Origin of the sequence: Pseudomonas sp. 2835 (assembly GCF_050435905.1) — a bacterium.
GTDB lineage: Bacteria > Pseudomonadota > Gammaproteobacteria > Pseudomonadales > Pseudomonadaceae > Aquipseudomonas.
In genome coordinates, this window is the sequence record NZ_JBNDLE010000008.1 from 260,725 (window position 1) to 280,756 (window position 20,032).

Here is a 20,032-nt window from a genome sequence, read left to right on the forward strand (position 1 = left end):
GAAAGTGTTCGCAAGGTCAGGTAAAAACTTTCACAGGATACTCTGTAGGAGCGGGCTTGCCCCGCGATGATTTCAGCGCGAACGCCGCCGCCCCCAGATCAACGCCCCGGCCAGCAATACCCCCACTGCCAGCGCCACCCAGCCATACAACTCGTCGTAACTGAGCAGTGGCTTCTCGATCCGCACATAGCCGGGCTCGGCCAGCAGTTGCTGCAAGGCCCGGTTGGCATCCTCCAGGCTGATCCTGCGCAAGGCCCGCGCCGGATCGGCAAAGCGTCCTTCGTCAAAATCGTTCAAGGCGCCCCAATAGTAATCGGCCAGGGCGCTATTGCCTTGGGTCGACCAGGCTTCGCGGTCTATGGCACCCTGCTTGATACGCTGGAAGGTCGCCGGGTCCAGACCGTTCTTGCGCAGGCGCTCGAGCATGGCCGCCAGGGCTTGCTCGGCGGCATCGACATCGGCGCGGTCGAGGTCGGCGTTGAGCACCATCAGCCCGGTATCGCCGAAGCTCTCGCGTTGGCTGTACGGGCCGTAGGAAAACCCGTGCTTGAGCCGCAGTTCGTCGTATAGCGCCCAATCGAGGTAGCGCTGCAGCAGGTCCCAGGTCTGGCCATGGTCGTTGTCCAGTACCGGCTCGAGGAACAGCCAGTGCAGGCGCGCGCTGTCGCCCAGCCAGCCACGGACCAACTCCCGGCGGGCCTGGGCTTTGTGCGTGACGCCGTCCAGTACCCGGCGCTCACCCGGCTCGACTGCTGGCAGCTCGCCATAAGTGCGCTCCAGGTAGGCCGGCAGCAGGCGGTCGAGGCCGCCAACGACGATCAAGGTCATGTTGTTGGCCGCGTACCAGTGCTGGCGCAGGTCGTTGACCTGCTCCAGGGTCATGTCCTCGATCGACGAACGTTCGGCGCATTTGAGCCCCAACTCCACTGCCAACTGGTCACTGGCCGGGTGGCCGAGGTCCTGGCGGTCGAGCCAGCGCTGCAGGTGCGAGTAATGGCCACCGTCTTCGCGTTCAACGATGCGCTTGGACAGCTCCAGGGCCTTTTCATCGATCTGGGTGTCGTTGATCACCGCCAGCAGCAGGTCGAGCACCTTGCGCTGGTTGCGTGCCGGCGCCTCGATGACGAAGGTGGTATCGGCGCTGCTGGTATAGGCGTTCCACTCCCCGCCCAGGGCTTGCATGCGCTCTTCCAGGCCGCCCTCACCGCCCTCGTCGATACCGCTGAACAGCAGGTGTTCGAGCAGGTGCGGCAGCTCCTGGCGCTCGCAGGGGAAGTCATCGAAGCCGACGCCGACCACCAGGCGGATCGACACATGGTTGCGTTCATAACCTGACTTGAGCACCACCTGCAGGCCGTTGGGCAGCAGGTAGCCCTCGACCTGGGAGCGGTCGAGGGCAAAGCCGGGCGCGCAGCCCAGCAACAGGCAAATGAACATCAGGCAACGCATGGCGAGCTTCCTTGCGGGAGTTCTTGGGGTGTCGCTATCAGGGAGAATGAGCGTCGTCCGGCACGCTGTCGAGCAGCAGGCCGCCGGTATCGGCGCCGCCCAATACCACATAGGCACTGCTGCAGAACAAGGAGTTCAATCGTTTCATGTCGGCGATCAGTTCCAGGTGTAACGAGCTGGTTTCGATACTTTGCACCACTTTACGTTGCAACCGGCTGACATGGGCATGGGCCAGGCGCCGTTCCTGGGCGCGGAAGCGGCGCTTTTCCCGCAGCAACTGGCGGGCGCTTTCCGGATCGGCACTGAGAAACACCGACAGGCCCAGACGCAGGTTGGCCAGCAACTGGCTATGCAAGCCGGTGAGTTCTTCCAGGCCAACCTCGGAGAACTCTCGGCGTTGAGAGGTCTTCTGTTGCTGAACCTTGCGCAGCATGCGCTCGATGAGGTCGGCAGCCAGCTTGAGGTTGATTGCCAGCTCAATGATCTCGGCCCAGCGCCGGCTGTCCTGCTCGCTGAGGTCTTCGCGGGGCATTTGCGCCAGGTACAGCTTGATCGCGTTGTACAGCGCCTCGACGTCTTCGCCCAGGCCGCGCATCTGTTGGGTCATGGCGGTCTGGGTGCCGCGCAGCACATTGAGCATGGCATCGAGCATGCTGTCGACCAGGTCGCCCATGCGCAGGGTTTCGCGCACCGCGTTGGCCAGGGCCAGGCTCGGCGTGGTCAGCGCGGTAGCGTCCAGGTGGCGCGGGCGGGCACGGCCGTTGGTTTCTTCGCGTTCGGGCAGCAGCCAGCGGCACAGGCGGCCCATAGGCGTCACTGTCGGCAGCAGGATCAGGCAGCGCAGCGTGTTGTAGAGCAGGTGAAAGCCGATGACCAGCTCCTGGGGGCTGAAGCTCAGGCTGTCCATCCACGCCACCAGCGGATTGAGTACGGGAATGATCAGCACCAGGCCGATCAACTTGTACAGCAGGCTGCCCAGCGCCACCTGGCGGCCAGCGGCGTTCTGCATGCTGGTGCTGAGAAAGGCCAGCAGGCCGCTGCCGATGTTGGCGCCGATGACCAGGCCGATGGCCACCGGCAGGCTGATCAGCTCGGCGCCGGCCAGGGTGGCGGTGAGCAGCACGGCGGCAAGGCTTGAGTAGGAAATCAGGGCAAACAGGGCGCCGACCAGGGCATCGAGGAGGATATCGCCGGTCAGCGAGGCAAACAGCACCTTCACCCCTTGGGCATGGGTGATCGGCGCCGCGGCTTCGACGATCAGCTGCAGGGCGAGGATGATCAGACCCAGGCCGATACCGACGCGGCCCATCTGTCCGGCGCGGGTCTGCTTACGGGAAAGAAAGAAGATCACCCCAAGAAAGATCAGCAGCGGCGACAGCCATGACAAGTCAAACGTCAGCACACGGGCCATCAGCGCGGTACCGACATCGGCGCCGAGCATGATCGCCAGCGCCGGGGTCAGGCCCATCAGGCTCTGGCCGACGAACGAGGTCACCAGCATTGCCGTGGCGTTGCTGCTTTGCACCATCGCCGTGACCAGGATGCCGGCGATAAACGCCAGCGGCCGCTTGGACATGTTCTGGCTCAGCACCCGGCGCAGGTTCGAGCCGTACACCCGCAGGATACCGGTACGCACGATGTGCGTGCCCCAGATCAGCAACGCCACGGCGGAAAGCAGATTGAGCAGGGTCAGCATTGAAAAGGCCCCCTGTTGACTGTGCCCCAGCGGGGCAAATGGATGATGCCGTGAGCCTGTCCTGCTACCAGGCGGTTTGTCCCAGTGCTCACTTAAGCTGTAGTCGGCCAATGGCCGTGGCGCCAGCATCGCATAGCCATGACAGCCTTTGAAACAAAACTGTCATGACGCAGGATGAAAAAAAGGGCCCCGCGCAGGGCCCTTTTCAACAGCGCCGGGATTACTGACCCGGGATGTCCTTGCGAAGTTTCACCGGATCGCTCTGTTGCTTCTTTTTGGCCATGGCCGTGCGCATCTTGATGTTGATCGCTTCGACCGCCAGGGAGAACGCCATGGCGAAGTACACATAGCCTTTCGGTACGTGAACGTCGAAGGATTCGGCAATCAGTACGGTCCCGACCACTATCAGGAACGACAGGGCGAGCATCTTCAGCGACGGGTGCTTGTCGATGAAGTTACTGATGGCGCCGGCGCAGAGCATCATCACCAGCACGGCGACGACGATCGCGGCGATCATCACCGGTACGTGGGAAACCATGCCCACCGCGGTAATCACCGAGTCCAGGGAGAAGACGATGTCGATGATCGCGATCTGGATGATGGTGTAGAAGAACTTGCCGCCGGCGCCGCTTGGCTCGTCGCTGGTTTCGTCTTCACCTTCCAGGCCGTGGTAGATCTCCTGGGAGCTTTTCCACAGCAGGAACAGGCCGCCGAAGAACAGGATCAAGTCGCGCCCGGAAATACCCTGACCGAACACCACGAACAGGTCGGCGGTCAGGCGCATGACCCAGGTGATCGACAGCAGCAGGAGGATGCGGGTGACCATGGCCAGCGCCAGGCCGAAGATCCGGGTGCGCTGCTGCATGTGCTTGGGCATGCGGCTGACCAGGATCGAGATCATGATGATGTTGTCGATACCGAGAACGATCTCAAGCGCCGTCAGAGTAAAAAAGGCAACCCAGATCTCTGGGCTGGTCAGCCATTCCATGTGTATTCCTTCGAACGATGTAAGCACAACGCCCCAGGCGATGGGGCGCGGCAGCGGTTAGGTGGTTCTGTTGTCTTATAGGCTACTGAACAGGGGGAAAATTCCCATGAGCAGCGCGGCGAGCATTATGCACAGGCAGATCAGCACTGCCCACTTCAGGGTGAAGCGCTGATGATCGCCAAACTCGATGCCGGCCAGGGCCACCAACAAGTAGGTAGAGGGTACCAGCGGGCTGAGCAGATGCACGGGCTGGCCGACGATCGACGCGCGGGCCATTTCCACCGGCGAGATGCCGTAGTGGCTGGCCGCTTCCGACAGTACCGGCAACACCCCGTAGTAGAAGGCGTCGTTGGACATGAAGAAGGTGAACGGCATGCTTACCACTGCGGTAATCACCGCCAGGTAAGGCCCCAGCGCATCCGGAATGACCGCCAGCAGGCTCTTGGACATGGCGTCTACCATGCCGGTGCCGGAAAGGATGCCGGTGAAGATACCCGCGGCGAAAATCAGACCGGTCACCGCCAGCACGCTGCCCGAATGAGCGGCGATGCGGTCTTTCTGCTGCTGCAGGCACGGATAGTTGACGATCATGGCGATACTGAAGGCAATCATGAACAGCACCGGCAGCGGCAGCAGGCCCATGATCAGCGAAATCATCAGCAAGGCGGTCAGCGCGCCGTTGAACCACAGCAGCTTCGGACGACGGGCGTCCGGGAACTGCGAAACGCTGATCTCGCTGTGATCGATTTCATCGCCCGGCAGGTGCAATTCACCCAGACGTGCGCGTTCACGCTTGCCGTACATATAGGCAATAGCCAGCAGCGCTACTACACCGGCGAGCATGGCCGGGATCATTGGCACGAAAATCTCTGACGGGTCGACATGCAAGGCGCTGGCCGCGCGGGCGGTCGGGCCACCCCAGGGGGTCATGTTCATGATGCCGCCGGCAAGAATGATCAGGCCGGCCATGATCCGTGGGCTCATGCCCAGGCGGCTGTACAGCGGCAGCATGGCGGCCACGCAGATCATGTAGGTGGTGGCGCCGTCGCCATCCAGCGACACCACCAGGGCCAGCACGGCGGTGCCGACCGAGACTTTCAGCGGGTCGCCCTTGACCAGCTTGAGGATCTTGCGCACGGCCGGGTCAAACAGGCCGGAGTCGATCATCAGGGCGAAATACAGGATCGCGAACATCAGCATGACCCCGGTCGGCGCCAGTTTGCTGATGCCTTCGAGCATCATCGGGCCGATCTTGGCGGAAAAACCGCCGAACAGGGCGAACAGGATCGGTACCAGGATCAGCGCGATCAAGGCCGACAGGCGCTTGGTCATGATCAGGTACATGAAGGTGATGACCATGGCAAAGCCGAGGAAGGTCAGCATGGGAGTACTCCAGGCGTAGCGCGTCGAAGGAAGAACGATTCGGGCGGATCAGCGCACAGGGCGCGGCGCGTGGAATAACGGAGGGATTGCTGCGGGGAGGCGGGCGTAGGAAAGCATCAGTATCACCATTGTTGTTGTTAATTGGGCCGGGCGCTGCAAGAAACACAGGGCCCTGGCTGACCGGTCTTGTGCCGGTAGTGGGGCAATACTAAGGCGGGAAGCTTTCAGCCAGCTTTCGCTGGCCCAAAGCCGACGAGAGGTGCATTGTTGGCTATCAGCCAGCAAGCAACTGGAGGGAGCGATGCGTAATACGTACGAAGGCGGCTGCCATTGCGGCGCCCTGCGCTACCGGATTCAAGGTCCGTTGACGGATGTTGCCCACTGCCATTGCTCGGTATGCCGACGGGTCAGTGGTGGTTTGCTGATCACCTGGCTGACGGTGAGCTGCGAGGATTTTCAATGGTTGAGCGGTACGCCGCAGTGCTACGACTCGTCTGCCAGCTGTGTGCGCTATTTTTGCAGCCGTTGCGGGGCCCATGTGGCTTTGACCACTGATCTGAGCCCGGAGAGCATTGATATTACCGTGACCACCCTCGACCAGCCGCAGATGGCGGCGCCGAACCGGCACATCTGGACTGCCAGCCGCCTGCCGTGGTTGCACCTGGACGAGCATCTGCCCGGCGAGGCCGGGGAGACACTCTAGGCCTTCGCCGGCTTACTCGATGATCACCCCGCCCAGGCCTTTTGGGCTGTTGAACGACTGACCGCGCAGTTGCTCAGCCTGGCGCAGGATGATCTGCGCCTGACGGTTGCCCGGGTCCTGGCTGAGCACCCGATTAGCCAGTGAGCGCGCGGTGGCGCCGTCGCGCCGGGCCAGGGCGCTGCGCGCCTGACTCAGTTGCTGGCCCACCAGGCCGGCGTTGGCTGCCGGCGCAGCCGGACGTTGCACCGGCCGGGCTACTGGTGTCACCCGTGGCTGCACCGGTGGCGCCGAGCGCGCCTGCTGCTCCAGTTGTTGCTGGCGTTTGGCAAGCTGGGTCTGTTCGTCACGAAGCTGTTGCTCCTTGGCCGCCAGCTCACGGGCTTGCTGCTCGCGCTGCGCCTGTTCGGCCGCTGCCTTGCGCGTCGCTGCAGCGCTTGCGGCGGCAGCGGCGGCGGCCTGGGCTTGGGCCTGCTGATCGCGTTGCTGCCCCTCGAGCCCGGCCTGGGCGCGTTGCAGTAAGCTGATGGCACGCGGGTCTTTGCTTTCAATGCGCAGGGCGCTTTCGGCCTTTTCCAGTGCGCAGCTGTACTGGTTCAGGCGCAGGCAGCCCTGCCCTGCGGCCAGTTCTGCCTCGAACTGCTGCAAGGCCTTGCGAGCGTTCATCTGATAGGCCGCATAACCGCCCACCGCCACCAGCACGGCGATGGCAAGCGCAACCTGGCGCGCGACATTGCGTGGTTTGCTCACCTGGGCCACGACCTGCGCTTGCGGCGGCGCGGTGGCAGCTACGGCGCGCTCGATCTCGGCGTTGGAGATGGTCACCTGGCGTGGTGGCTCGGGCGCTTTGACCACCGGCGCTGGGGCTGTCGGCGTTTTGCTCGCGACAACGGCCGCTGCCACGGCTGCCGGAGCGGCAACCGGTGCGCTGGCCACCACCTGGCTGCTGGCACCGCAATACGGACAGAACAGCACCGGGCCGCACAGGGCCTTGCCACACTCACCATTGGCGCAGTTCAGGGGAAAGGCCGGTTTTTTCGCAGATGCGGACATAGGGCTCAGGCCTTCCTCAGTTCACAGGCGGTGGCGCCATCGGCGCGACGGGCGGTGGTGTTCCAACCGGCGGCGCCGCAGCAGGGGCCGGGGCAAACAGATGGGCCAGCTCGAGGATCTGTCCGGCGCTCAGCCAGGCGGCCATACCTTCACGCCACAGCAGGCTGTCGCGGGTGATCTGGCCGGTCTGCACATACTGCTGCAACTGGCTGCTGGTGTACGGGCCGTAATTGCTGCCGGCCACGCTCAGGTGGTAGCTGAACTGCGGCGTGGCCGCTGGTGGCGGTGCGCTACCGGCAACGCCTGGCGGCGGTGGAGCCATGCTGGGCATCGGTGCCGGTGCGGCGCTGGCGGCCGGCTGGAACAGACCATCGAGCCAGCCACTACTGAAGCACTCCTTACGCAGGGTACGTTTTTCGCTGTGCTCGTCATGCACTTCGTCGCGGTAGACGTCGGCACGCGAGCCGTTGACCGGTTCGGCGAATTGCTCCAGCAGTGCTCGCGCCTGCTCTACCAAGCGTTCCGCGGTATCCGGGGCCTGGCGCTTGAGGCGGTTGTCGTACTCGTTCTTCAGCAGTTCGGCGATCTTGTACGGGAAGGTCTGGTATAGCGACGACACCCCAAGCTCGTTCTGACGCATCTGCGGCTTGTAGGCGCCGCGGCGCAGGTCTTCGAACAGCGCGACCATGGCCGCCAGCTGTTGCGGGCTGCGCAGTTGTTCGTAACGTTGGCGCAGCTGGTCTTCGATGTCCTTGCGTTGCACCTGGTTCAGGCCGTTCTGACGGATCGCGAACTCGTCACCGATGCTGAAGTAGTCCTGGTCGATCATCAGCTCGTAGCGTTCCGACGGGTTGCGCCGCAGAACACCGACAGCCACCGCGTGCAGGTACAGCTTGAAGTCCTCGGCAAACTGGCGGTACTGCTCCTGGGTGAACTGAATCGGCTGTACGAACTGGCTGATGCGCTTGTGGCTGTGCAGCGGGATGGTCGTGCTTTCCTTGCGGTAGCTGGCCAGGTAGGTCGGCAGCGGCGTCAGGGCCGGCAGCGGGAAGCCGCTCAGCTCGGTGAAGCAAATCAGCTTGCCCGGGGTCCCGGACTCGACGAACTGGATCTGCCCGGCGGTCATGCCGGTACCCTGCGGCAGGCACTGGGCGAGCATGGCGCCGTAGGTGCGCTTGAACTCGTTGGCATCTTGCACGCCGACCAGGCAGGTGTAGCGGTCCTTGACGATGCCGAAGCCGCCGGTGAGGTTCAGCGGCGCCCAGGGCATGGCTCGCTGCAGCAGCTGGCGGAATTTCTCCCGCTGTTCGTCCGGGGTCAGCGCGGCCAGGGCGCTGAGCAGCGGGTCGATGCCCTGTGTTTGCTTGGGCAGCTGATGTACGGCCTTGTTGCGCAGTTTGCTCAGCAGCTCTTCCTGGCCCTCTTCGTCCTGCAGCTTGCCGAACAGCACCTTTGAACCGCCGAAGTCCTTGAACGCATCCTTGGCCCACTCGCGCACCTGGGCGCCATCGACGACCTGTTCCTCGCTGCTTTGCACCAAGGCCAGGGGGATCAGGGTGGCGTGCTTTTCCTTGATGCTGGCGTCGATCTTGCTGATATCGGTTTCGATCCGGCGCAACAGCTGGTCGACTGCATTGCGTCCGTCCTGCAGGCGGCCAACGAAGCCGTTCCACACCGCGCGACCGCTATGGTCGACCGATTCCTTGCGGCCCAGCCATTCGGACAATTCGCGCAGCAGTTGCGCCGCTTCACGAGCGGCCACATGGCGAACATAGAACAGCAGACTGTCGCGCAGGGTGTCCTTGACCTGGGTGAGCACGGTCTCGGCTTGTTTGTCTTTGCCGCTCAGGCGTGCCATCAGGCCGCCGCCAGTGGTTTCCTTGAGGCGTTCGAACTCGCGGGCCAGCTCCGAGGACTCCAGCTTCTCGGCCAGCTCCTTGAAGCGCGCAGCGTTCTTCTCAAGCGCCGGGATGATCCCGCTGCTTTCGTTTTCAAGGCGGTCCTTGAGCATCTCGACCAGCGCCAGGGTGTAATCCAGGCCGCCACGTTCGTCATCGTCCAGGCGGCGGAAGAGTTTTTCCGGCAGGGCGTCTTCGCGTACCAGTTCGGCCAGGCGACGCTGGCGGTTTTCCTTGATGCGCACTTCGTGGTTGCGCTCGGCGCTGTCGATGTTGCTGCCCTTGGTGTCGCGCTCCAGCTGCTGCTGGATTTCGCGTACATGGGTCAGCCACTGATCCTTGTCGGCGCCACCGTTCTGCAGGCGCTCGAAGAGCATCTCGACCTTTTGCTCGATCTGCGCGGTGACACTGTTGTCGCCCTCGACCAGCAGCAGGTCGTCGGCCACCTGATAGTGGGTGAACTCGCCCGTGGCCAGGGTCAGCTCGACCTTGGAGAGGAAGTCCGGCAGCTCAGTGAAAGTGCGCGGGGTGACGTTCAGTTGCTCGCGCAAAAAGTCGTCGCGCTCGCGGTCGGTTGGCCGGTTGTCGTTGACCGCGGCGTTGGCGATGCCGAAGAAGGCCTTGAGCATCTGCTGCACCTGACGGCTCAGGCGCACGTTCTGGCGCGCATCGATCTGGGTGTCGAGCACAGCCTGGCCCAGCGCGGAGTACGAGCACGGAAAGCGCAGCTCTGTATCGTCGCCGTAATCCTGCGGCAGGCGCACAGTGTAGGAACGGATCTTGTGCTGGTTCTGGTTGACTGCGATCGAGCGCTTCTTGTTGGCGAAGTCCTGGGAGGTGAAGTCGGTGAACAGCACGTCCGACAGCATCTCGTAGATGTCTTCCTGGTCGCTGGTCTTGGCCTGGGCGACGTTGCTGTTGTCGACGATGTAGACGTCGTCGTACGGACGGCTGTCGATGAACAGGTTGTCGGTGGCGTCCCAGTGTTTGACCAGGCGGTTGCCGCGCATGCTGGTTTCCAGTTCCATCAGCGCCGCGTAGCCGTTTGCCTGCACGCGCTCGGTGTTGAAGGCATGGAAGCCGCCGGGCAGGACGAAGAACAGGTCGACCTTGCCGGCGATGTTGTTCTCCTTGAGGATCGCCTTGGCCAGGTAGCCCATGTCGAGGAACGAGCCGGAGCCGGTGCCGCCGGCGGCCGAGCCGCTGATGACGATGCGGATCTTGCCCGGGTCGATTTCCAGGCCGAGCTTTTTCAGCTTGTCGGCATGGCCGCCGATGTTGGCCAGCAGGCGGTTGACCTTGTCGCGCAGCTTGTCGCGAATCACCGGGTACTTGTCGTAGAAGTACAGGCGCGACAGCGCACGGATCTGCCCGGCACCCTTGGACGGGTCGATACCCAGGGCGCGGATCTTGTCCGGGGTCAGCGGGAACCACTCGGCCACTTCCCGATGACGGTTGAGCTCATCCATCGAGTGGGTGTACTTGCTCAGGTTGAGCGGCTCGATGATCTTTTCTTCGGAGGTGAAGGCGACCTGCTCGGCAAGCACGTCGGTTTTGATCGACTTGCCGTCCTGGGTGACTTCGCCGGCATCCAGGTCGAAGTTGACGAACTGCACCAGAGGGAAATCGGCAATCTGCTGAACCTGGTTATTGCCGCCCCAGATCGCATTGAGAATGCGCCGGCGCAGGCGAATGTTCACCTTCATGCCGGTACCGCCCAGGGCGATGAACAGCGTCGGGTGGATTTTCTCGCTGACCGCGTTCAGCGCCGCCGGGCCGGAAGGTTGTGCATTCTCGTTCATCTTCAAACTCCATGAGCCCTGGCTGGGCTGGCCGAGTCAGCTCGGCGTACTAAATCCATCATCGGTTGAAGCGTCAGGCCTGGCCTGACGCGGGGCAGCAAGCCTGGCTCAGCGTTTGGCCGAGAAGGTCATCAGCCAGGCCACCAGCGAAATGCCGGCTACGCCAGCCAGTGGCGCCAGGTACAGCGGAGTCAGGAACTGCCCGGAGTTGATCACCGCCAGCACCGCCATGGCCGAAACCAGCAGCAGGCCGAGGAACAGAAACCAGCCCGACGCGTTGGCACGGCTTGGCGCCACGCGCTCACGCACGCGCCAGTTGGCGTAGGCGTTCTTGATCACGAAGAAGATCAGCGCCAGTACTACCAGCACGGCCACGCCGACCAGGGCATCGCGGCTGTCGACTTTTTTCGGGCCCAGGTCCAGCACTGGCGTCGGCATGCTCAGGGTGGAGGTGCTGGTGGCCGGAGCGGCTTCGTTTTCTACTGGGGCTGGCAGGGAGCTGGTTTGGGTCATGACAGGGTCCTAAGGTTATTTGAGGCGCACGGCGACGTCGGCGGCGAGCTTTTCAAGGGTGGCGCCGAACAGGCCGCGTTTTACCGTCGCGACTTTGTTCTGCCGGGCGTCGTAGACGCTGGCGCTGCTGAACGGCTTGAGCGGGTACTGCTGGGCCACGCCTTCGACCATGACCGTGACCGGCTTCTTGCCGCCGATCAGGCTCTTGGCCAGCAGCAGGCCGAACAAGGCGAGAACGAACAGGGCCAGCAACAGCAGCACCGGGCCCAGCGGGTAGCTGATCTGCAACACGATCGGCAGGCGGGTGGCCGAGGCGCTGGCCTCGCTGGAGGGCAGGAACACGTCCGGCAAGGCATCGTTGGGGAACAACTCGTTCATGCGCTCGATGAACTGCTGGGAAATCTGCAACTGCTGCTCGCTCAGGCGCACTTCGATGGCGCCGGCACGCTGGTAGCCGCTGGACAGCAGCACTTCGCTGGACCACTGCGAAGGCAGTGGTGGCAGTTGCAGGCTGATCGACAGCTCTTCGGAGCGGGCGCCTGGCTCAAGGTTCTCGATGCGATCCAGGGAGATCGACGATTGCAGGGCTTCGCCCGGCATGTCGAGGCTCATCGCGACTTTGGCTGAGTGGATCTGGTAGGGGTTGAACTGGTTCTCGAAGCGGCCCAGCAACACCGCGGTTTTCGGCGAGCCGTCGACATCGATGTTGAGCACCACGGTTTGCTGGTCGGGTGCGAGCTCGGCGCTGACGTCCGGGGTGTCTTTTACCCCGGTCGGAATAAAGCGCACGGCCGCCTGGGTCAGTGGCTTGAGGCGCACCCCGGCGTCTTTGAGCAGGGTTGCCAGGGCCGGCTGGGCCAGTACCTGCTCGAGCGCGGCACCGGCGTTGGCGCCATAGGCCAGGGCGTAGATCATCAGGCCGTTAGCCTCGAAATTGCTGCTTTTGACCGGCATCTTCTGCGGGAAGGCGGCGATGCGGCTGATCACTGCTTCCTTGTGCAGCAGGTCGTAGAACTCGCGGTTCTTGAGCTGGGTTTCGCTGCTGTTGTTGGGGCTGTTCTTGTTATTGGTGACGATCCAGATGATGCCTTCGCGCCCTTCCAGGCCGGTGTTGATCGCCGCCAGCAAGGCTTCCTTGAAATCGGTATCGGCATAGGCGCCGCTGGCCTTGCGGGCCAGGCTCAGGGCATTGACGCTGTCGGCGAGCTTGGCGTGGGTGCCGGGCCCGCGGTAGGTCCATTGTGGCGAGGGGTGGCTGCTGTCGGCCTGGTTGAAGGCACCGATCACCACTTCGCCGCTACCGGCGGCGCTGGCCGCCAGTTGCGTGACCAGCGGTTTGAAGCCCGAGGCCGGGTCGAGGTAGAACGGCTCCATCCAGCCGGAGTTCTGTAGCAGCAGCACCTGGCGCAGTGGCGCCGCATGGGCGCTGATGCAGACCAGGCTCAGGGCGAGCAGCAGGCTGTGGCGTAGCAGGCGGATCAGGCGTTCCATCGGTAAAGCGCTCCAGTCGAATCGATGTACAGCCACAGGGCGTTGTCGTAGCAGAACCACTGCGCGTTCCACGGTTGCGCCACCTTCAGCAGCAGGCTCAGGGCCGGCTGGCCGATGCGCTCGAGGCAGTATTCGGTATCGACGGCCTGCTCGTTGCCGAAGAACTGCTGCAGGCTCGAGGGCCAACGCACCCGGCACGACAGCAGGTGCGGGTTGTCGCTGAACTCGATGAACGGGTACACCACCTCGCGGTCAGCGGGGTTGTTATCGACATCGTGCTCGCCCCACGGGGCGTCCAGGCGCACGTTGAACATGTAGTTCAGCTGCCCGGTGCTCAGGCGCGAGCCTTTGACTTCCTTGCGCTCGTCTGAGTCCAGGCGCAGGCAGTACTGCTCGCTGCCTTCGAACAGCTGTTGCCAGATGCCGTAGCCATTGACGAACGGCGGGCCATATTCGGGGCGCGCCTGGGCGCCGGCCGGCCAGCTTAGCCACTGGGCTTCGAGGCTTTCACCGAGCTTGACGCTCAAGTAGCCGTGGGCGCCGATCCACAGCAGGCGCCGCGAGGCCGGGTCGCGCAGCGGCGCCGAGAGGTTGTGCAGGTGTTGCGGATTGGCCAGGGCAATCGGATGTGCGAGCCACTGATCATTCTGGCGGGCTACCACGCAGAAGCTGCCATCGGGCATCTGTTGGGGAATCAGCACCTGCTCTTCAAGTTCGCCGGGGGCGGCGATAGCGCGGCCAGGGCAGCGCTCCAGGTGGTAGCGGCCAGCGAGCGGATCGACGCGCACTTCGGTGGCGCCTTCATCACAGGCCAGCAGCAGGCATTGCTGGCTGCCCTGCTCGCGCAGGCTCACGCCCCAGGCCCAGCTTTGCAGGCTGCAGCGACCGATCGGGGTGCTGTGCGGCAGCACTCCGACCCATTCTTCGGCCTTGCGCTGCCAGCGGAACAGGCTGCCATCGCGCGCCAGCGCAAACAGCGCCTCGCGATGGCCGCCGAGGTTGGCGACGAGGAAATTCAAACCGTTGCTGCGCGGCAGCTGGTCGAACTTGCGCGCGGCATTGAGGTTGCGCGGGCTGGCGCGATCAAGGCGCTGGTACACGGCGGCGACAGTCTGCTCGGCAGCATCGAGCTTGCAACTGCCCTCCACCACCCGCCGGCCGCTACCGTTGCCATAAGGTGGCAACCAGCGCTGCTGGAGAGCGTAACGAACAGGTTCAAGGGGCGCGCCGGTCTGCGGGCAATGGCGGAAGCTGGCCGGCAGCCAGGACTGCCCGTCAGGCGCTTGCTGCGCCCCGACGAGGAAATCCAGGTCAGGCTGATCGCCTTCCAGCGCCTTGCCAGCGACGTGGGTCAGGGAGAACCTGCCGTGGGCATCCTGCAACCAGCGTTGCCCATCCAGCGACCACTCGTACTCGCGGTCGTCTCCGACTACGTCCATATAATCCCACCATGCCAACGGTCGTTCGTGCGCAGCCCTGCCCTTCACGGTCAGGCCGTCACGTCGATAGAAAGAGGTTTTGCGAGAAGCCTCGAGAGGAGGCGTTCATCTAGCAAAATGGCATCAAAACGCCATTTTTATAGCGGCGAAATAGTGGCACAGACAGTTACAAAGTCAACCACCGGCTCAGGGCAATTGCAGCCCGCCTGCGGCTTTGTGCAGTGCGCGCAGGTGTTCGCCGACCTGCTTGATGTTGGCCTCGACCGCTTTGATTTGCGCGGCGCGGTCCGGGCCGAGCAAGGCCCGCACCTCTTTGTCGAGGTCGGCACTGAGAGTTTGCAGCTGTTTTTGCCGCTGGCGGGTTTCGCTCAGCAGCTTCTCGCGCTCGCTGGCCTGGGGCAGACCGTAGCCACTGCTGCCAAGCAGTTCGGCCGGGCGGCTGAGAAAGCCGCTGTTGGCGAGAATCTGCTGCAGGGTGTTGTTGGCTTTGCCAACGCTGGCGTCGTTCAGTTCGCGCCCGCTCAGGTAGCGCTGCTTGACTTCATCCTGGGCCAGCAACAATTGGCGGCGCAGGCTGGCTTGCTCCAGTAGCAGCAACGCCGCGCTGGTGCGCAGGTCGGCCCGGGCAAACCACTGCTGGCGTTGTTCGGCAGATTGCTCGAGCCAGGCTTCGACGCTGTCCTGCTTGATCGGCAGTTGTTTTTTCAGCACCAGGAACATGGCTTGGTAGCGGTCACGGTAGGAGTCGAAGCGGTAACCCAGGCGCAGCGCCTCGCGCGGATCATCGAGCACGCTGACATCTGCCAGGCCGCGGCCTTCGAGCACTTCGAGCAAGCCATTGGGGACGATACTGTCGAGGTCGTTCAGGCGCGGGTTGGCGGTGCCGCTACGCAACAGCTTGAGGGTTTCGACCGCGCAGTTGTTGGACAGGAAGTAATAGTTGCCGTCGTAGCTCCAGTGCATCTCGGCAGACTGGCGTACCAGGTTTTCCAGCTCGTCACGGTTGAGCTTGAGCGGAATCGAGGCCAGGCTGCGCAGTTCGGTCTTGGTGTACTCGTCGATCACCTGCGCCAGTGGCAAGACGAACAGCCGCGACGGATAGGCACCGGTCAAACCGTCCCAGCTCGACAGCTGCACGTCGTTGACGAACGCCCGGTACGACAGCACCAGGTGCTGGTCCAGATCCAGGCGGCAGTCCGGCCCGCGCGTACGCCCGGGGGCGCAGATGACCAGGCGCAACATGCTGTGGCCCCAGCGGCTGACCCAGTTCTGGTTGGCTTCGGCCAGCAGGTAATCCACGGCGTAGACGCGCTCGGGGTCGATCTCGCCCAGTGGCGATTTGGCAAAGTCGTTGCCGGCATTGAGGAACGGCAAGGCGCCCGGGCATGCTGGATGTTCGGGTGCCCAGTCGAAATGCGCTTTCAGGTAAGCCTGCAGGGCCGGGCGGCGACAGGCGAAGCTTGGGTCAAGGAGGAAGTACTCCATGTTGACCGCAATGAATTCCTTTGGGCTGCTCAGCTCATAGCTGTCAGGGCTGCGGGCCACCTGGCGGTTGTGCTGCTCGCGCTCGCCACGGCGGCCGACATATTGCGGCCAGCCGGCCAGGTCGAGCAGGCGCGGATCGTCGCTGAGGGTAAAGCGGCGTTCGGTCTGGCCGCGGCATTGCTCAGGCAGGCCGATTTTGCCCTGGCTGTTCTGCTGCCGGGTGCAACGGGTGATCAGCTGTCGCTCGGTGCCCTGCCACAGGCGGGCACGATCATAAATGTGAGTCAGCTCATGCAGGACGGTGGCCAACAACTCCTGGCGCACGGTGCCATGGGGGCGGTCGGTCTTTTGCGTAGCGGCGCTGCCATCGGCAAGGCCCGGCAGCAGACGGCTATTGAGCTCAAGCGTGGAAACCAGCGACGCCTGGCCATAGGCATCGGCCGGCATGCGGCTGCTCCAGCTGACCTGGATACGCCGGTCGAGGCGGCTCTTGAAGCTCGGCGGCAGTGCCTGCAGGGCTTCGTCCAGCAATGCCTGGCTGGCCCGCTGTTGCTGCGGGTTCAAGCCATCGGCCTGCAGCACCAGCTGCAGGCCGGCCAGTGCCGGGCTGCCGAACAGTATCAGCAGGCAGCCCAGCAGCCAGGCACGCATTGGCTTCACAGGGCGAGAATGGCTTCGGCCAGCACCTGGTCGCTGGCCTGGCGCGCCTCTGGAACACGCTGGCGCAGGGTATCGAAGGCGGCTTCGAGTTGCGCGCCACGGATCTCGCCACGGCTGGCGACATAGCTGGCGGCGTCGTCGCGGGCTTCGCGCACGACTTTCGAGTCGCGAATCGAAGTGGTGGTGTCGGAGGTGAAGTCGATCGAGCGGCCAAAGGCGCGAACGATGATGTTGCTGGTGGCCACCAGGGTTTGTGCCTGGGCCACGTCGGCCAGCAGCATAAGGCCAAGGGTGGCGGCAATCAGCGGGTTACGCATGGAACATCTCCGGGAGAACAGAAGTAATCATTGGACGAGAATTGCCTGTGCCAGTTCAAGGTCGCTGGCATGAAGTTCCGGGTTGGCCTGGCGCAACTGCTGCAGTGCTGCCTCAAGGCGAGCGCCCCGCCACCGGCCATCGCTGGCGACAAAAGCGGCGGCATCGTCGTGGGCGGCCAGCAGCAATTTGCGATCGAAGGGCACCGACGTCACTTTGCTGGTGACGTAACCACTGACGACAAGGTTGTTGGTGGTCAGGTCCAGCGCCTGGGCGGCGCTGCTCCAGCAGAACACGAGCAACAGCAATGACAGATAACGCATGGGTCTCGAACGGCAGCTGAATCAGGCGGCAAAGGCTATCCCAATGCGCCGGTGAGGACCAGCGCAGAGGGCCCGGCTTCGTTGCACGCTGTTACATGCACTGGGCCGGAAGCGAACGGCTTCAGAGCGCCAGGATGGCCTGTGCCAGTTGTGCGTCGCTAGCCTGCAGGCTTGGGGTCTGCTGGCGAATGTGAGCGAATGCGCTCTCCAGTTTCGCGCCGCGGATGTCACCGTGGCTGGCAACGAAGCTGGCTGCGTCGTCACGGGCGGCCTGGACGATCTTGTCGTCACGGAACGAGGACGACACATCGGAGGTGGCATCGGTGGAGGCGGCGACACCACGAACGACGGTATCGGTGGTAACAACGAAGCTGGTGGCGTTGGCAGTGGAAGCCAGGGCCAGCAGCAGCGCGGCGCCAAACAAGCGTGAATGGAACATGGTCGATCTCCTGGATAGGCTTTTGGTGGTTCTTATGTCAGACGCACGCTCAGCTTGTTGCGCTACTTTTTACCAAGCTGGGTACGTTAAGGGTATCACGCGAGTGCAATCCGCGGCTTGGACCGGATCGTAGCAAGATTTATCAACTGTACCTGTCAATTTAATTAAATTGTAAATTGTACTGGTCTATTGTTCAGCCGCTCTATTCCGGGCCTTTAAACGACAAAACCCGTCAGCAGTCACCTGCGACGGGTTTTGGGGAATTCGAGGTGCCGGCCTTGGCCGGCGAGCCCTGCATTAACGCCAGAAAGGCTTGCTCAGCTCTTCGTAGCGTTGTGCTTCGCTGATACCGGCATCAGCCAGCAGACGCGAGTCCAGGCGAGCCAGTTGGTGGCGGCTGGCAATGCGGCGTTGCCACAGCATCAGGTTGGCCAGCAGGCGCAGTGGCAGCGAGGCCTTGGATTGTTCAGCGGTGTTTTCGAAAACCAGATCGGAACTGAGGGTACGTTCCATGATGTCATCCTTCCGCTTGTGGCGGCATTAGGTAGTGATTTAACTGATGCCAATGATCCTCCTCTGTCGTCCATAACAGTAGATACAGTTCACCTACATTGTGATGGGCCAGTTAACTGTTTTAAGCGACTGTTGCACTCGGAATAGACACAACTGTACTGGTCGGCACTGAAATGGTGCATTTTTGATCAAGAGAGGGATGACGAAGCGGAAAAAGGCGGTGAAATCACCGGTACAGTAGAACAGTTTTTGTCTGAATAAATAAATCAGTTGCCCGGCCGGTTGGCATTGCGCACATCCGGCCGGTCACTGTGCAGGTCAGCTGGCGAGCATGCGCCCGGTTTCTTCCAGGTTTTCGTGCCAGGCGAGGGCTTCGCGCAGGATGTGCGGGGTATGGCCGCCGCGTTCACAGGCGCGGGTGAAGTAGTCGTTCAGTGCCTCGCGGTAATCCGGGTGCACACAGTTGTCGATGATCATCCGGGCACGTTCGCGTGGCGCCAGGCCACGCAGGTCAGCCAGGCCCTGCTCGGTGACGAGGATGTCGACGTCGTGCTCGGTGTGGTCGACGTGGCTGACCATCGGCACCACGCTGGAAATCGCCCCGCCCTTGGCAATCGACTTGGTAACGAAGATCGCCAGGTGTGCGTTGCGGGCGAAGTCGCCCGAGCCACCGATGCCGTTCATCATCCGGGTGCCGCAGACGTGGGTGGAGTTGACGTTGCCGTACAGGTCGAACTCAAGGGCCGTGTTGATGCCGATGATGCCCAGGCGGCGAACCACTTCCGGGTGGTTGGAGATTTCCTGCGGGCGCAGGACCAGTTTGTCCTTGTAGCGCTCAAGGTTGCCGAAGACGTCGGCGTTGCGGCGGGTCGACAAGGTGATCGAGCTGCCCGAAGCGAAGCTCAGCTTGCCGGCGTCGATCAGGTCGAAGGTCGAGTCCTGAAGTACTTCGGAGTACATGGTCAGGTCTTCGAACGGCGAGTCGATCAGGCCGCACATCACCGCGTTGGCGATGCTGCCGATACCGGCCTGCAGCGGGCCGAGCTTGTTGGTCATGCGCCCGGCGTCGACTTCCTGCTTGAGGAAGTTGATCAGGTGGTTGGCGATGCCCTGGGTTTCGTCGTCTGGCGGCAGCACGGTGGACGGCGAGTCCGGCTGCTCGGTGATGACGATGCCGACGATCTTGGCCGGGTCGATCGGGATCGCGGTGCTGCCGATGCGGTCATCGACTTTCACCAGCGGGATCGGTGTACGGGTCGGACGATAGGTCGGGATATAGATGTCGTGCAGGCCTTCCAGGTTGGCGTTGTGCGCCAGGTTGATCTCGACGATCACCTGTTTGGCGAAAATCGCGAAGCTGGCCGAGTTGCCCACCGAGGTAGTCGGCACGATATGGCCCTGCTCGGTAATGGCGACCGCTTCGATGACCGCGATGTCCGGCAGCTTGAGCTGCTGGTTGCGCAACTGCTCGACGGTTTCCGACAAGTGCTGGTCAATGAACATGACCTCGCCGGCGTTGATCGCCTTGCGCAGGGTGCTGTCGACCTGGAACGGCATGCGACGGGCCAGCACGCCGGCCTCGGTCAGTTGTTTGTCGAGGTCGTTGCCCAGGCTTGCGCCGGTCATCAGGCTGATTTTCAGCGGCGACTGCTTGGCGCGTTCGGCTAGTGCATGGGGCACCGCCTTGGCTTCACCGGCGCGGGTGAAACCGCTCATGCCGACGGTCATGCCGTCCTCGATCAGGCCAGCGGCATCAGCCGCACTCATTACCTTGCTGTGCAGGGAGGACAAGCGGATACGATCACGGTACATGGATTGTTATCTCGGGCTACTAAAGCTAGATGCGCAGTCTAGTGTTTTCGCCTGGCTTCGTCCCGCGACCAAG

The 20,032-nt window shown here is 63.0% G+C and carries 16 protein-coding genes; 1 reads left to right on the forward strand and 15 read right to left on the reverse strand.

Features of this window, described 5'->3' with window-relative positions; translation table 11 throughout:
• Window positions 1-72 precede the first annotated feature (72 nt).
• The 4 genes from ABIE20_RS14630 to ABIE20_RS14645 all read right to left on the reverse strand — a co-directional run bounded on the left by ABIE20_RS14630 (window position 73) and on the right by ABIE20_RS14645 (window position 5,516).
• Entirely contained in the window at window positions 73-1,449 is a 1,377-nt protein-coding gene (locus ABIE20_RS14630; RefSeq protein WP_429505670.1) for a M16 family metallopeptidase, read from the reverse strand.
• A gap of 37 nt (window positions 1,450-1,486) precedes the next feature.
• On the reverse strand, window positions 1,487-3,145 hold the full coding sequence (locus ABIE20_RS14635; RefSeq protein WP_429505671.1) for a Na/Pi cotransporter family protein: 1,659 nt from the start codon (window positions 3,143-3,145) through the stop codon (window positions 1,487-1,489).
• Window positions 3,146-3,365: 220 nt separating this feature from the next.
• Window positions 3,366-4,133: a TerC family protein gene (locus ABIE20_RS14640; protein WP_045200621.1), complete on the reverse strand. Its 768-nt coding sequence runs from the start codon at window positions 4,131-4,133 to the stop codon at window positions 3,366-3,368.
• A 75-nt stretch (window positions 4,134-4,208) separates the two neighbouring features.
• Window positions 4,209-5,516: a CitMHS family transporter gene (locus ABIE20_RS14645; RefSeq protein WP_429505672.1), complete on the reverse strand. Its 1,308-nt coding sequence runs from the start codon at window positions 5,514-5,516 to the stop codon at window positions 4,209-4,211.
• 301 nt (window positions 5,517-5,817) lie between these two features.
• On the opposite strand from ABIE20_RS14645, the gene ABIE20_RS14650 reads away from it, so the two are divergent.
• Entirely contained in the window at window positions 5,818-6,219 is a 402-nt protein-coding gene (locus ABIE20_RS14650) for a GFA family protein (protein ID WP_429505673.1), read from the forward strand.
• A gap of 12 nt (window positions 6,220-6,231) precedes the next feature.
• Here ABIE20_RS14650 and ABIE20_RS14655 read toward each other — a convergent pair whose 3' ends face one another.
• From ABIE20_RS14655 to ABIE20_RS14705, 11 genes are all read right to left on the reverse strand, one after another.
• Window positions 6,232-7,269: a hypothetical protein gene (locus ABIE20_RS14655; RefSeq protein WP_429505674.1), complete on the reverse strand. Its 1,038-nt coding sequence runs from the start codon at window positions 7,267-7,269 to the stop codon at window positions 6,232-6,234.
• Between the two features lie 16 nt (window positions 7,270-7,285).
• A complete protein-coding gene (locus ABIE20_RS14660) occupies window positions 7,286-10,969 on the reverse strand; it encodes a tubulin-like doman-containing protein (RefSeq protein ID WP_429505675.1) in 3,684 nt (1,227 codons plus the stop codon).
• A 108-nt stretch (window positions 10,970-11,077) separates the two neighbouring features.
• Window positions 11,078-11,482 carry a hypothetical protein gene (locus ABIE20_RS14665; protein ID WP_429505676.1) on the reverse strand — a complete coding sequence of 135 codons (405 nt, stop codon included), beginning with the start codon at window positions 11,480-11,482 and terminating at the stop codon, window positions 11,078-11,080.
• A gap of 15 nt (window positions 11,483-11,497) precedes the next feature.
• Entirely contained in the window at window positions 11,498-12,973 is a 1,476-nt protein-coding gene (locus tag ABIE20_RS14670) for a hypothetical protein (protein WP_429505677.1), read from the reverse strand.
• A complete protein-coding gene (locus ABIE20_RS14675) occupies window positions 12,961-14,412 on the reverse strand; it encodes a hypothetical protein (protein ID WP_429505678.1) in 1,452 nt (483 codons plus the stop codon). The genes ABIE20_RS14670 and ABIE20_RS14675 overlap by 13 nt, the downstream gene beginning before the upstream one ends.
• A 186-nt stretch (window positions 14,413-14,598) precedes the next feature.
• Window positions 14,599-16,557, reverse strand: coding sequence for a DUF4105 domain-containing protein (locus tag ABIE20_RS14680; RefSeq protein ID WP_429505679.1), 1,959 nt, complete (start codon window positions 16,555-16,557; stop codon window positions 14,599-14,601).
• Window positions 16,554-16,874, reverse strand: a complete 321-nt coding sequence (locus tag ABIE20_RS14685) for a DUF2388 domain-containing protein (RefSeq protein WP_429505680.1) — start codon at window positions 16,872-16,874, stop codon at window positions 16,554-16,556. Before ABIE20_RS14685 ends, ABIE20_RS14680 begins: the two co-directional genes overlap by 4 nt.
• A 27-nt stretch (window positions 16,875-16,901) precedes the next feature.
• Window positions 16,902-17,195, reverse strand: coding sequence for a DUF2388 domain-containing protein (locus ABIE20_RS14690; protein WP_429505681.1), 294 nt, complete (start codon window positions 17,193-17,195; stop codon window positions 16,902-16,904).
• A gap of 121 nt (window positions 17,196-17,316) precedes the next feature.
• On the reverse strand, window positions 17,317-17,634 hold the full coding sequence (locus tag ABIE20_RS14695; protein ID WP_045200598.1) for a DUF2388 domain-containing protein: 318 nt from the start codon (window positions 17,632-17,634) through the stop codon (window positions 17,317-17,319).
• 297 nt (window positions 17,635-17,931) lie between these two features.
• Complete coding sequence (locus ABIE20_RS14700; RefSeq protein WP_010222590.1) at window positions 17,932-18,147, reverse strand: DUF1127 domain-containing protein; 216 nt, start codon at window positions 18,145-18,147, stop codon at window positions 17,932-17,934.
• A 318-nt stretch (window positions 18,148-18,465) separates the two neighbouring features.
• Entirely contained in the window at window positions 18,466-19,959 is a 1,494-nt protein-coding gene (locus tag ABIE20_RS14705; RefSeq protein ID WP_429505682.1) for an acetyl-CoA hydrolase/transferase family protein, read from the reverse strand.
• Between the last annotated feature and the right edge of the window lie 73 nt (window positions 19,960-20,032).